General features: G+C 66.4%; 11 protein-coding genes and 1 tRNA gene. 6 read left to right on the top strand and 6 right to left on the bottom strand.

The genetic code is table 11. The annotated features are described in order from the left end of the window. Positions 1–105: 105 nt before the first annotated feature. Positions 106–702: a ribosome hibernation-promoting factor, HPF/YfiA family gene (hpf, locus tag KHC27_RS15755; protein ID WP_213340347.1), complete on the top strand. Its 597-nt coding sequence runs from the start codon at positions 106–108 to the stop codon at positions 700–702. Between the two features lie 307 nt (positions 703–1,009). Beyond that, positions 1,010–1,474 carry a PTS sugar transporter subunit IIA gene (locus KHC27_RS15750; RefSeq protein ID WP_213340346.1) on the top strand — a complete coding sequence of 155 codons (465 nt, stop codon included), beginning with the start codon at positions 1,010–1,012 and terminating at the stop codon, positions 1,472–1,474. A gap of 163 nt (positions 1,475–1,637) precedes the next feature. Here the strand turns inward: KHC27_RS15750 and KHC27_RS15745 are convergent, their stop codons facing one another. Continuing rightward, positions 1,638–2,399 carry an SDR family NAD(P)-dependent oxidoreductase gene (locus KHC27_RS15745; RefSeq protein WP_213340345.1) on the bottom strand — a complete coding sequence of 254 codons (762 nt, stop codon included), beginning with the start codon at positions 2,397–2,399 and terminating at the stop codon, positions 1,638–1,640. A gap of 100 nt (positions 2,400–2,499) precedes the next feature. Here KHC27_RS15745 and KHC27_RS15740 point away from each other — a divergent pair, with 100 nt between their 5' ends. Next, positions 2,500–3,405, top strand: coding sequence for a LysR family transcriptional regulator (locus KHC27_RS15740; RefSeq protein WP_213340344.1), 906 nt, complete (start codon positions 2,500–2,502; stop codon positions 3,403–3,405). Between the two features lie 102 nt (positions 3,406–3,507). Here the strand turns inward: KHC27_RS15740 and yihA are convergent, their stop codons facing one another. The 5 genes from yihA to KHC27_RS15715 all read right to left on the bottom strand — a co-directional run bounded on the left by yihA (position 3,508) and on the right by KHC27_RS15715 (position 7,517). Then, positions 3,508–4,194, bottom strand: a complete 687-nt coding sequence (gene yihA, locus KHC27_RS15735; protein ID WP_213340450.1) for a ribosome biogenesis GTP-binding protein YihA/YsxC — start codon at positions 4,192–4,194, stop codon at positions 3,508–3,510. Between the two features lie 19 nt (positions 4,195–4,213). Then, complete coding sequence (gene yidC / locus KHC27_RS15730) at positions 4,214–6,031, bottom strand: membrane protein insertase YidC (RefSeq protein ID WP_213340343.1); 1,818 nt, start codon at positions 6,029–6,031, stop codon at positions 4,214–4,216. Next, positions 6,021–6,428, bottom strand: coding sequence for a ribonuclease P protein component (gene rnpA / locus KHC27_RS15725; RefSeq protein ID WP_213340342.1), 408 nt, complete (start codon positions 6,426–6,428; stop codon positions 6,021–6,023). Before rnpA ends, yidC begins: the two co-directional genes overlap by 11 nt. Positions 6,429–6,489: 61 nt before the next feature. Beyond that, positions 6,490–6,624, bottom strand: coding sequence for a 50S ribosomal protein L34 (gene rpmH / locus KHC27_RS15720; protein ID WP_213340341.1), 135 nt, complete (start codon positions 6,622–6,624; stop codon positions 6,490–6,492). A gap of 302 nt (positions 6,625–6,926) precedes the next feature. Further along, on the bottom strand, positions 6,927–7,517 hold the full coding sequence (locus tag KHC27_RS15715; RefSeq protein ID WP_213340340.1) for a hypothetical protein: 591 nt from the start codon (positions 7,515–7,517) through the stop codon (positions 6,927–6,929). A gap of 789 nt (positions 7,518–8,306) precedes the next feature. On the opposite strand from KHC27_RS15715, the gene KHC27_RS15710 reads away from it, so the two are divergent. From KHC27_RS15710 to KHC27_RS15700, 3 genes are all read left to right on the top strand, one after another. Beyond that, complete coding sequence (locus KHC27_RS15710; RefSeq protein WP_425514888.1) at positions 8,307–9,830, top strand: ATP-binding protein; 1,524 nt, start codon at positions 8,307–8,309, stop codon at positions 9,828–9,830. An 80-nt stretch (positions 9,831–9,910) separates the two neighbouring features. Next, positions 9,911–11,239, top strand: coding sequence for a glycoside hydrolase 5 family protein (locus KHC27_RS15705; RefSeq protein ID WP_246519994.1), 1,329 nt, complete (start codon positions 9,911–9,913; stop codon positions 11,237–11,239). A 130-nt stretch (positions 11,240–11,369) separates the two neighbouring features. Next, a tRNA-Arg gene (locus tag KHC27_RS15700) sits at positions 11,370–11,446 on the top strand. Positions 11,447–11,724 lie beyond the last annotated feature (278 nt).

The raw sequence follows: 11,724 nt of genomic DNA, 5'->3' as shown, positions 1-11,724 counted from the left end.
AGCTCTTAAAGGCGCCGGCCGGGCAAGTTGGGGGTTTCGGACGGGGCGTGACGGGGTCGCGATCGAGGCCACGCCGTGTCCTGTCCATTTAAGGGACTAGTCACGATGCCGCTGCGCGTTTCGGGTAAGAATCTGGACGTGGGCGAGGTTTTGCGGCAACGGGTTTCCGACCGCATTGCTGACGCCCTTGGCAAATATTTCGACGGCGGGTGGTCCGGTCATGTGACCGTGGCCCGCGAGGGTTCGGGCTACCGGTCCGACTGCTCGCTGCACCTCGACAGCGGGACCATCCTGCAGGCGCATGGCGACGCCCAGGACCCCTATGCCAGCGCCGATGCCGCGGTGGAGCGGATCGAGACCCGGCTGCGCCGCTACAAGAACCGCGTCCGCCGCCGCCCGGCCAATGGCCATGCCAGCGTCGAGCCGGCGGAGCTGGCGGCGGTCACGGTGTTCTCCGTGTCCGAGCTGGAGGAAGAGGTCGTCGCCGACGCCTGGTGCCCCACCGTCGTCGCCGAGGCCACCACCGGCCTGCCGACCCTCGCGGTCAGCGACGCGGTGCTGGAGCTGGATTTCACCGGCGCCGCGGTGCTGGTGTTCCGCCATGCCGGCCATGGCCGCATCAATGTGGTGTATCGGCGTGCCGACGGCCATGTCGGCTGGGTGGACCCGCCGGCGCAGCCGGTGGCGGACGGCGTGCATTGACCCGCCGCGCGCTCTCCCGAGCCCTTCGCCCCGTCGCGCGCGGTTCCGCGCGCGACATCGCGCGTGGCCGGCACATGCCGCGTAGCCGGCACATGCCGCGTCGCCGGCACATGGCGCGTGGCGGGCACATGCCGCGTGGCGGGATGCCCGGCGCCCCGTCCAGCCCGGTGTCGACGCGGATGCCCGGACACGCCACGCCCCGATACGTCACGCCACGCCCGGCCCGCGTCGCCGCGGCCGGCCACGAACCTGCGGCGGCCGGCGGCTTCGCCGGCCCGGCCACCGCTGCCACACCCGGACAGACCCTATGGCGCTGATCGACCTTCTCACGCTGCCGGCCGTGATCCCCTCGCTGCGGGCCGCCAGCAAGAAGCAGGCTCTCCAGGAGCTTGCCTCCCGGGCCGCCGATCTCCTCCGGCGCGACGAGCGCGAGATCTTCGAGACGCTGAACCAGCGCGAGCGGCTCGGCTCCACCGGCGTCGGCCACGGCATCGCCATCCCGCACGGCAAGCTGCCGAAGATGGAGCGGCTGTTCGGCATGTTCGCCCGGCTGGAGAAGCCGATCGACTTCGAGGCGCTGGACGGCGAGCCGGTCGATCTGGTGTTCCTGCTGCTGGCGCCCGAGGCCGCCGGCGCCGACCACCTCAAGGCGCTGGCCCGGGTGGCGCGGCTGCTGCGCGACCAGGAAACCGCCGGCAAGATCCGCGCGACCCGCGATCCCCAGGCCCTGCTCAACCTGCTCACCGGCACCGCCGCCTCGAACGCCGCCTGAGGGCGCCGCCTTCGCTTTCGTCATCCCGTCACGACAAACGGCCGGTCCCGCACGGGACCGGCCGTTTGCGCATGGGCTCTCCGGCGCCGCCAGCCGCGCTGCGCCGGGTGAAGACAGGAGCGATGTCTACGCTATCGCCTTCCGACGTTCTCCGTGCCCTCGCTCACAGGCGCGGCCCTCCAAGTGTGAAGCCGCCGTCGATCGCGATATCCTGCCCCGTGACGAACCCGGCATCGTCGGAGAGCAGCCAGGCGACGGTGCCGGCGATGTCGTCAGGTGTTCCGTTTCGTCCCAGCGGAGCGTGAGCGGCGAGCCGGGCGGAGAGTGCCGGGTCCAGAACCTCGTCGGCCATCGGGGTCAGGATGATGCCGGGACTGATGCTGTTGATGCGGACGTTGCGGGCACCCTGCTCCATGGCGAGCGTGTGCATCATGGCGATCAACGCCCCCTTGGTCGCCGCATAGGCTCCCGCGCCGGGCATGACGCTGTTGACGGTCCATGAGGCGTTGATGACGACGGCGCCACCTTGAAGATGTGGCAAGGCGTGCTTGATCGTGAGGAAGGTGCCCAACAGGTTGGTGCTGACGAGACCCTCGAAGTCCGCAGTCTCCGTCTCGGCGAGAGGCTTGAACATGCCCAGCACGCCCGCATTTGCAAAGAGACCAGCGATGCGACCGTTCTCGCCCGCGGCCTGCCGCATCATGGCCTCGACGTCGGCGGCGTTGGCGATGTCGCAGGCAATGGCCAGGGTGGAGCCGCCTTGGGCGACGATCTCGGCGGCAACCTCATCGAGCGGAGCCTGACGCCGGCCGACGAGAACGCATCGTGCCCCCTCCCTGGAGAGGCGGATCGCAGCCGCGCGCCCCATGCCGGTTCCCGCACCCGTTATAACGACCGTTTTTCCCGAAAATCGCGTGAGCGTCATATCCAACTCCTCCAGGGACGACGTTCCGGGAGTTGTAATTGGCGACAACCGCCGTGATAATCGGCGCAAAAATTGGATTATTATACGGGAATATCATTGAATGGACGTCGTGCGCTGCATGCAGGCCTTCGTCGCGACGGTGCAGGCCGGCTCGATGAGCGCAGCCTCGGCCGTCCTCGGGCAATCTCCGGCCATGGTCGGGCAGCAGATCGCGGCGCTGGAAGAACGCCTTGGAACACGCCTCCTGAATCGCACCACCCGGCGGCAAAGCCTGACGGATTTCGGCGCAAGCTATGTCGAGCAGTGTCGCGACATTCTGGACCGCATTGCGCTGGCCGAAGAGGCCGCCGAGCTTCAGCAGACGCGCCTGAAGGGTCGATTGCGCATCACGGCACCCACCACCTTCGGCGCGGAAGCACTGATGCCGGCGCTCGGCGGCTACCGACTGTCCGCGCCCGACGTGGAACTCGATATTGCCTTGTCCGATCGCAATGTCGATCTGGTCGAAGAAGGGTTCGATATCGCCTTCCGCATTGGCGTGATGCAGGACAGCGCGCTGATTGCCAGACCCTTGGCTCCTTACCGCATGGCGGTCTGCGCCGCGCCCGACTATCTCGCCCGCCGTGGCATGCCGATGCATCCCGACGAGCTGGCCGGCCACGACACCATCGCCTTCACCCCGTCGGCGCGGTCGCCATGGACATTTGCGAGGGAGGACGACGAAAGAGCGATTACACCTCCACGGATGATCACCGTCAACAGTGGTCAGGCCGTCCGTGCCGCGGCGCGTGCAGGTCTTGGCATCGTCATGCAGCCCGAACTCCTCGTGAAACGCGATCTCGAGGCCGGCTGTCTGGTTCGGCTCTTCCCGGATTGGCGGCTGGGTGAACGACCCATGTGGCTTCTCTACCAACGCGACCGACGCATGACGCCACGCCTGCGGAGCTTTATTGCCTTTTCCCTGAGCGCATTTGGATCGTCACCGGGCATGACCGATGCGGTGTAGCTTTCGCTCGAGCGTCGCACGACATCCTGTGTGACGCGAACGGGGCTGACGGCGCGAACGGGGACGAACGGCCCGGCCTCGTCGCCGGGAGCAGGAGCCGCCTCAGTCGAGCGCCATCATGCCGCGCTCCACCATCAGCCGCACCACGCCGGCCCGCAGCTCGGCGATGCCGTCGCCGTCGCGGCTGGAGGTCGGGAAGACGTGGGGGAAGGCCGCCGGGCGCCGCAGCAGCGCCGCCTCGGTCTCGGCGATGCGGGCGGCGCGCTCGGCCTTGCCGAGCTGGTCGGCCTTGGTGAGCACCACCGCATAGGACACCGCGGCCTTGTCGAGCCCGTCGAGCACGCCGAGGTCGATCGGCTTCAGCCCGTGGCGGGAATCGATCAGCACGAAGACCCGGGCGAGATTGGCCCGGCCGCGGAGATAGGCGTGGATGGTCGCGGTCCAGGCGTCCACCTTCTCCTTGGGCGCCTTGGCGAAGCCGTAGCCCGGCATGTCCACCAGGGTGAGCTGGGGCCCCAGCGTGAAGAAGATCAGCTCCTGGGTCCGCCCCGGCGTGACCGAGGTGCGGGCCAGCGCCCGCCGCCCGGTGAGGGCGTTGACGAGGCTCGACTTGCCGACATTGGAGCGCCCCGCCAGCGCGATCTCGATGCCGCGCATGGGCGGCAGCACCTCGACCGTGGGGGCGGCGGAGACGAAGTTCCACTCGCCGGCGAAGAGGCGGCGGCCGGCCTCGACCTCCGCCGGGGTGTAGAAGCCCTCGCCCGCCTCGCTCCCGGGCCCGCCGGGAATGTCCGCGCCCTCGCCCACGTCAGGCCTTCTTGCCGCGGCGGAACAGGTCCTTGAGGTTGGACCACAGCTCCACCTTCACGCCATGGCGGCGCATGATGATGGACTGCTGGATCACCGACAGGGTGTTGTTCCACGCCCAGTAGATGACGAGGCCGACCGCGAAGGAGCCGAGCATGAAGGTGAAGATCAGCGGCATCCAGTCGAAGATCGCCTTCTGGGTCGGGTCCGGCGGGGCCGGGTTCAGCTTCATCTGCGCCCACATGGTGCAGCCCATGATGATCGGCCACACGCCGAGCATCAGGAAATGGCCGATCACCGGCACCTGCGAGGGGTCCCACGGAATGAGGCCGAACAGGTTGAAGATGGTGGTGGGGTCGGGCGCGGAGAGATCGTGGATCCAGCCGAAGAACGGCGCGTGCCGCATCTCGATGGTCACGAACAGGGTCTTGTAGAGGGCGAAGAAGACCGGGATCTGGATCACGATGGGAAGGCAGCCCGCGACCGGGTTGATCTTCTCCTTCTTGTAGATCTCCATCATCTCCTGCTGGAGCCGGACGCGGTCGTCGCCGAAGCGCTCGCGCAGGGCCTGGATTTCCGGCTGGATGGCCTTCATCTTGGCCATTGAGGCGTAGCTCTTGTTCGCCAGCGGGAAGAACAGGGTCTTCAGCATCACGGTGACGATGAGGATCGCCACGCCGAAATTGCCGACGCCCTTGTAGATCCAGTCGATCAGCAGGAACAGCGGCTTGGTGATGAAATAGAACCAGCCCCAGTCGATCAGCAGGTCGAAGCGGTCGATGCCGAGGTCGCGGTCGTAGCCGTCGACCACCCGCACCTCCTTGGCGCCGGCGAACAGGCGGCCGTCGCTGGAGGCGCTGCCGCCCGGGGCGACGGTGACGGCGTCGCCGAGCCAGTCGGTCTGGTAGCTCACCTCGCTGCCGACGGTGGCGGCGGAGAAGCGGGCCTGCACCTTGGCCTGCTGGTCGGGAATGACGGTGGCGGCCCAGTACTTGTCGGTGATGCCGAGCCAGCCGCCGGTGGAGGGGAAGGTCTCGGTCTTCTTCTCCGCGATGTCCTTGTACTTGATCTCGTGCAGGCCGCCCTCGGAGGTGACGCCGATCAGCCCCTCGTGGAGGATGTAGTAGCCGAGCGTGTGGGGGGTGCCGTGGCGCGAGACCAGCGCGAAGGGGTGCAGCGTCGCCGGCGCGGAGCCGGTGTTCTGCACCTCGTCCTTCACATGGAACATGTAGTTGCGGTCGACCGAGATGGTGCGGCGGAAGGCGAGGCCCTCGCCATTGTCCCAGCTCAGCACCAGCGGGGTGTCGGGGGTGAGGCGGGCGCCGTCGGCGACGCTCCACACCGTGTCGGCGGCGGGCAGCTTCACGGTGGAGCCGGCGCCGCCGACCCAGCCGAATTCGGAATAGAACGGGTTCGGCCCGCCGGAGGGCGACAGCAGGATGATGATCGGGCTGTCGGGCTTCACCGTCTCGCGGTAGTCCTTCAGCGAGAGGTCGTCGATGCGCCCGCCCTTCAGCGAGACCGAGCCGGTCACGCGCGGGGTGTCGATGGGGGCGCGGGGCGAGAGGGCGAGGGCCTGCTCGCGGGTGAGCGCGGTGGCGGCGGCCTGGGTGGGCGCCGGGGCGGCGGTGCCGGGGGCCGGCGGGGCGCCGGGTTCGGCGGTGGGGGCGTTGGCGGTGCCCTGCTGCAGCGTCTGCTGCTGCTGGGCGATCTGCCGCTGCTTCTCCATCTGCGGGATGCCGGAGAAATACTGGAACGCGATCAGCACCAGCATCGACAGCACGATCGCCAGGATCATGTTGCGGTTTTCATTGGTCATCGACGGCTTCTCCGACGGCGCGCGCGGGTGCGGCAGCGGGCGGGTGCCCCTGCGGAGCACGCCGGCGCCGACTTCCCGAATGAAGGCGGGTTACGCCACGCTCTATGTCTTGAATAAGGTCGTCGAACCGCGCCGATATGACGCCGCGCCGGGCGACGATGACATAATCGAAGCCGGGCTGGCCGGCACGCGGGAGGGCCTCGCGCACCGCGGCGCGCAGGCGGCGGCGCATGCGGTTACGCTCCACCGCATTGCCGTGCTTCTTGGTGACGGTGAGGCCGATGCGCACCGGCCCCGCGTCGTTTCGGTTGCGGCCCTGCAGCAGCAGGGGGCCGGCATTGGCGCGCAGGGCGGCCGCGGCGGCGACGAAATCCCGGCGCTTCACCAGGCGGTCCATAAGGGCGCTGCTCCTCGTCACCGGGGCGTCGCCCTTTCCGGCAGCCGCGCCTTATCGTGGATCAGGCCGAGAGGCGCTTGCGGCCATGGGCCCGGCGGGCGGCAATGATCTTGCGGCCGTTCCGGGTGGCCATGCGCGCGCGGAAGCCATGACGGCGGGCGCGCACGAGCTTGCTGGGTTGATAGGTGCGCTTCACGGTGCATACTCCGCTGTTCAGGTTTCGCCACCCACCTCCGGACGCCACCCCGGCCGTGGACTGGCCGCGAACCTGTCGCGACGCCGTTGCGCAAAGCGGGGGGCCCCGGTCGACGTGCGGCCAAGGTTGGAGCCGGCTTATAGGGGCGGGAGCGGGTGGAGTCAATGTGGGTGGGGCAATGGCCGAGGAGGGCTAGGGGGGCCGCTGCTCCGGCGAGCCCGGTTCTAGCTAAGTAGGCCGAAACAATGCGGCAAAGTCGCAGACGCGGCTTTCATCTACCGCGACAGGCGCCGCTCCGCCATCTACCGCGACAGGCGCCGCTCCGCATCGCGGATCCACGTCAGAAGATCAGGAAAGTCTTGCGCACAATGATAGGAAATTTCTTCAAAAATAATTCGATCATCACTCGAATGCGGCTTGCATGTTAAATAGAAATTTCTTCCTTCATTCTCGGCATAAATTATCCACTCGCCGGTCAAGCGCCCCTCGGCAGAGCGCCTATCGAAAACACCATGCGTCACTTCATGGGCAAGCTTGGCAACAATTTCTTGAGTAATTGTTTTATCTTTATTTTCCTTAATCCATATATCGACTATATCTTTTAATCTCTTTTCACCAAGAGCAGACGTTATGTTTTTTGCTATAAAACGCGAATCAAAAAAATGCTTGTGCCAAAGCCCCTTCAGCGGAGGAAATTTAAATTGAGAAGGCTTCTTTGTTCGCGAACCTGATGCCAATCCTTCCAATCCATCAATTTCCATTAGTATTTTAAATGGATCAATGCCATAAGTTGCATTCATGGCGAAAATATCGACCCATATAAGGGTCGACATGCGATTTAAATAAGGCCTTCCTCTGCCATAAATCGAACGAAAATTATCGATTTCATTCATTGTAAAACGCATGTAAGACGGCGTTTTCGAGTTAATTGAATCAGACATATTATAATATTTGAAGATATTTTTCTACTCCCTTCCTCGCATCTTCTTCATGAAGATGTCCATAACTCTCGAAGTTGAGATACCAAATTCTTGCGCGATATCAGAATATTTTTGTCCATTAATTCGTTTTTCCATTATTCTAAAGTTACGATATTCTAAAATATGCCTATCATAATAGTGATTTCGTCTTGATTTCTGTTTTAAATCAAATTCTTGGCGTTGTTCAAAGGTCCATATTTGATACATAGGCTCATGGCTTCCATTTCGATAGATTTTTACTATCAAACGGTCGTCTATGGTCCCGCAAATTTCGTAGGAGCCTCCGATGAAACTGATCATCTCGCCCAATGATATTCTCCCGCTCTGAATTGATGCCCTAGGCCTTTGTGGGTTGGGCGTTTTGGACCGGACAAGAGATCACATCGTGCAGGAAAAGAACAAATTGGCAACAAGGGGAGGAGGTAGCCTTACTGGCTATCCACACAATCCACGATCTGTGGTTGAGTGGCCGTCTAGCGCCACGGGCTTCAACGTACTTTCAGCGGTCATCCATTCTGGGTGAGTTTTATGAGCAGTGACGGCGTCGAGTTGCGCCGCATGACGATCCCCCCATCCACCCGCCCCCTCCCCGCGTATCCCCTTCGCGCCGCCCGCGTGCCTTCATCGTGCCGTCAAGCCGTGGTCGCTGGGTGGCGGATCACGTTTTCGATTCCCATCTCGGGGACGGACGGGGAATGGCGCGTGACTGACGAGGGTGCCGGCCGGCCGAGGCCGGGAGAGCGGCCTGAGGCCGGGGGGGAGAACGCGGCGGCGCCGGGCGCCGGGCGCGGGCGCCTCCGGCTGGGCCTTTCCGGCAAGCTGCTGGCCTTCACCCTCGCCTTCGTGGTGCTGGCCGAGGTGCTGATCATGGTGCCGGCGGTGGCCGCCTTCCGGCTCAACTGGCTCTCCGACCGGCTGGCCGGCGCGCGCACCGCGGCGCTGGTGATGGACGCCGCCCCCGAGGGCATGATCCCGCCCGAGCTGACCCGCGAGCTGCTGAACAGCGTCGGCGCCATCACGGTGGCGCTGAAGCGGGAGAACACGCGGCGCCTGCTCGCCTCCTCCGACATGCCGCCCGAGGTGGACCACCACGCCGACATCCGCGATGTCGGGCCCATCGAGGCGGTGACCGAGGCGGTCGACACGCTGGCGGCGGGCGACGGGCGCATCATCCGCGTGGTGGGTACCCCGCCGCGCGGCGGCGGCTTCGTCGAGATCGTGCTGGAGGAGACCCCGCTGCGCAAGGCGATGCTGCGCTTCTCCCGCAACCTCATGCTCATCTCGCTGGCGGTGACGGCGCTGACCGGGGCGCTGGTCTATCTCGGCCTCGCCTGGATGTTCGTCGCCCCCATGCGCCGCCTCACCGCGCGGATGATCGCCTTCCGGCAATCGCCGGAGACGACGCCGATCCCGCTCGGCCCCACCCGGCGCAGCGACGAGATCGGCCAGGCCGAGCGGGAATTCGCCACCATGCAGCGGCAGATCGTCGATACGCTGCAGCAGCAGAACCACCTCGCCGCGCTCGGCCTCGCGGTGTCGAAGATCAACCACGATCTGCGCAACCTGCTGGCCTCCGCCCAGCTCATCTCCGACCGGCTCACCTCGCTGTCCGACCCCGCGGTGCAGCGCTTCGCCCCCAAGCTGGTGGCCGCGCTCGACCGCGCCATCGCCTATTGCGAGCACACCCTCGCCTATGGCCGGGCCCAGGAGCCGCCGCCCCAGCGCCGCCGGGTGGAGCTCGCCCCGCTGGTGAGCGAGGTGCGCGACCAGCTCGGCCTCGGCACGGAAGAGGGCGCGGGCATCGGCTGGGTCGCCTCGGTGGAGCGGGGGCTGGAGGTCGACGCCGACCCCGACCAGCTCTTCCGCGTGCTGCTGAACCTCTCCCGCAACGCGGTGGAGGCGATGACCGCCCGCGGCCCCGCCGACCCCGCCCGCGACCAGCTCCGCATCACCGGCCGGCGCGAGGGCGCCACCGTCGTCATCGAGGTCGCCGACACCGGGCCGGGCGTGCCGGCGCGGGCGCGCGAGCACCTGTTCAAGCCGTTCCAGAGCTCCACCCGCCGCGGCGGCACCGGGCTCGGCCTCGCCATCGCCGGCGAGCTGATGCGCGCCCATGGCGGCGAGGTGACGCTGGTGCCGGGCACCATCGGCGCCACCTTCCGCATTGTCATCCCCGACCGCCCGCTCGACCTCGACGCCCACCGCGCGCTGCGCTCGCAGGGGTGAGCGGGATGGGCGGGGGTGCGAAGGGAGTGGGTGCGATGGGGGTGGATGGACGGCAGCGCCGTGTGACCGGATTCGCCGCCATGATCGGCCTCATCGTCCACCTCACCGCACTCATCCTACCGTCCCCCGCGGCGGCCGCCGGGGCGCCGGGCACGGCCACGGCGGCAGGTCCGCAAGCCGCGCCGCCGCCCCCCGCGAGCACGCCCGCGGCGACCGCCGAGGTGCGCGTGGAGGGAAGCCATATCCTTGTGAACAATGAGGTTTTCGAGGTCCGCGGCGCCGCCGGCGCGGGCCGGCTGGATCTCCTCGCCGGCCTCGGCGCCACCACCATCCGCACCTATGGCGGCGACCCCGGCCCGATCCTCGACGCCGCGCAGAAGGCGGGGCTGAAAGTCATTGCCGGCCTGTGGCTTAGCCACCCCAGGCTCGGCGCCGACTACGCCGACCCCGCCTTTGTGGAACGCCAGCTCGCCGAATTTCGAGCCACGGTGGAAAAATACCGCGATCACCCCGCCCTGCTGATGTGGGGCATCGGCAACGAGGTCGAGGTCGATCTCGCTGATGATTCAAAGGTTTGGCCGGAGGTGGAGCGCGTCGCGGCGCTGGTCCGCCGGCTCGATCCCGCCCACCCCACCCTCGCCGTGCTGGCCGAGCTGGGCGAGGGCAAGGTGGCGCGGCTGAAGGCCGCCGCGCCCAGCATCCAGGTTCTCGGCGTGAATTCCTACGGCGACGCCCTGCTTTCCCTGCCGGCGCGGGCCCGGCAGGCCGGCTGGACCGCACCGCTCCTCGTCACCGAAATGGGCGCCCTCGGCCAGTGGCAGGCCGCCACCACGCCGTGGGGGGCCCCGTTCGAGCCCTCCTCGACGCAGAAAGCCATCCAGCTGCGCCGCTACCTCGCCGCGCTGAAGGCGGGTGGTGCCGGCCCCTTCCCCTTTCTCTGGGGCCAGAAGCAGGAGGTGACGCCGAGCTGGCACAGCCTGTTCCTGACAACCGGGGAGTGGACGGAAGCCCTTGAATCAATGGCGGAAAACTGGGGTGGCCAAGCGCCCGGCGGCAACCATGCCCCGCGCATCGCGACCCTTGTGGTGGCCGGAAACGAGAGCGCGCCCTTCGGCTCCTGGCGGCTGGGCAGCACGGGCGAGGTGAGGATAAAGGCGGTCGATCCGGACGGCGACCCGTTGGCGGCGCACTGGAGCATTCGCGAGGAAAGCACCGCCCGCTCGGTCGGCGGCGACCCGGAAGTGGTTCCTCCCGCCCATCCGGAAGGGCTGAAATCAGGCGACCTCGACGGCGCTGTCGTCTCCGGCCTGCCCATCGGCCACTACCGCCTCTTCGTCGAGATCCGCGATGGCCGCGGCGCGGCCGCGACGGCGAACCTGCCCCTCGAAATTCACGATCGTCCGGACTGACTCCTGTCATCCACAGGCGCGTCGAACTTCCGTGACGAGCATGTTGCAATGTCCCGAGGAACGAAGTAGGTAGCGGTCGCTCTCGTGAGACACACTCTCACGAGGCGGCGGCCGGAAGGCCGCGCACAGGGCGCCCGTAGCTCAGCTGGATAGAGCACCAGACTACGAATCTGGGGGTCAGGAGTTCGAATCTCTTCGGGCGCGCCATTCCATCTCATTGAAAATACTGAGATTTTAACCCCTTCGGGGTGCTGTCTACCGGCTTAATTTTTGGAGTTAAGCCGGTTTTTAAGCCGGTTTTGGACGGGCGGATACTGCTTCGCGCTCAGTCGCATCTCGGCGTGTTGGCGCGGATAACCCACTACGGAACTAAGGTTGACGAATTCGCCCCTCACGGCGACGTTAGTATTATTGCGTTGACCTAAGGCATCGGAGCGCGGATGGCTGCGCCGCTATCCACCTCGATCGAATTGCGCCATCTGCGC

The sequence above is a fragment of the Ancylobacter lacus genome (assembly GCF_018390635.1).
GTDB lineage: Bacteria > Pseudomonadota > Alphaproteobacteria > Rhizobiales > Xanthobacteraceae > Ancylobacter > Ancylobacter lacus.
Note: the sequence above shows the minus strand (reverse complement) of the source record. Positions and strands in the feature narration are given on the sequence as shown.

Bases quoted from the DNA above. Each gene is read 5' to 3' on its own strand.
- yidC (WP_213340343.1), bottom strand. From the start codon at position 6,031: ATGACCAATGAAAACCGCAACATGATCCTGGCGATCGTGCTGTCGATG.
- KHC27_RS15705 (WP_246519994.1), top strand. From the start codon at position 9,911: ATGATCGGCCTCATCGTCCACCTCACCGCACTCATCCTACCGTCCCCC.
- KHC27_RS15750 (WP_213340346.1), top strand. From the start codon at position 1,010: ATGGCGCTGATCGACCTTCTCACGCTGCCGGCCGTGATCCCCTCGCTG.
- rnpA (WP_213340342.1), bottom strand. From the start codon at position 6,428: ATGGACCGCCTGGTGAAGCGCCGGGATTTCGTCGCCGCCGCGGCCGCC.
- KHC27_RS15745 (WP_213340345.1), bottom strand. From the start codon at position 2,399: ATGACGCTCACGCGATTTTCGGGAAAAACGGTCGTTATAACGGGTGCG.
- KHC27_RS15715 (WP_213340340.1), bottom strand. From the start codon at position 7,517: ATGAATGAAATCGATAATTTTCGTTCGATTTATGGCAGAGGAAGGCCT.
- hpf (WP_213340347.1), top strand. From the start codon at position 106: ATGCCGCTGCGCGTTTCGGGTAAGAATCTGGACGTGGGCGAGGTTTTG.
- KHC27_RS15740 (WP_213340344.1), top strand. From the start codon at position 2,500: ATGGACGTCGTGCGCTGCATGCAGGCCTTCGTCGCGACGGTGCAGGCC.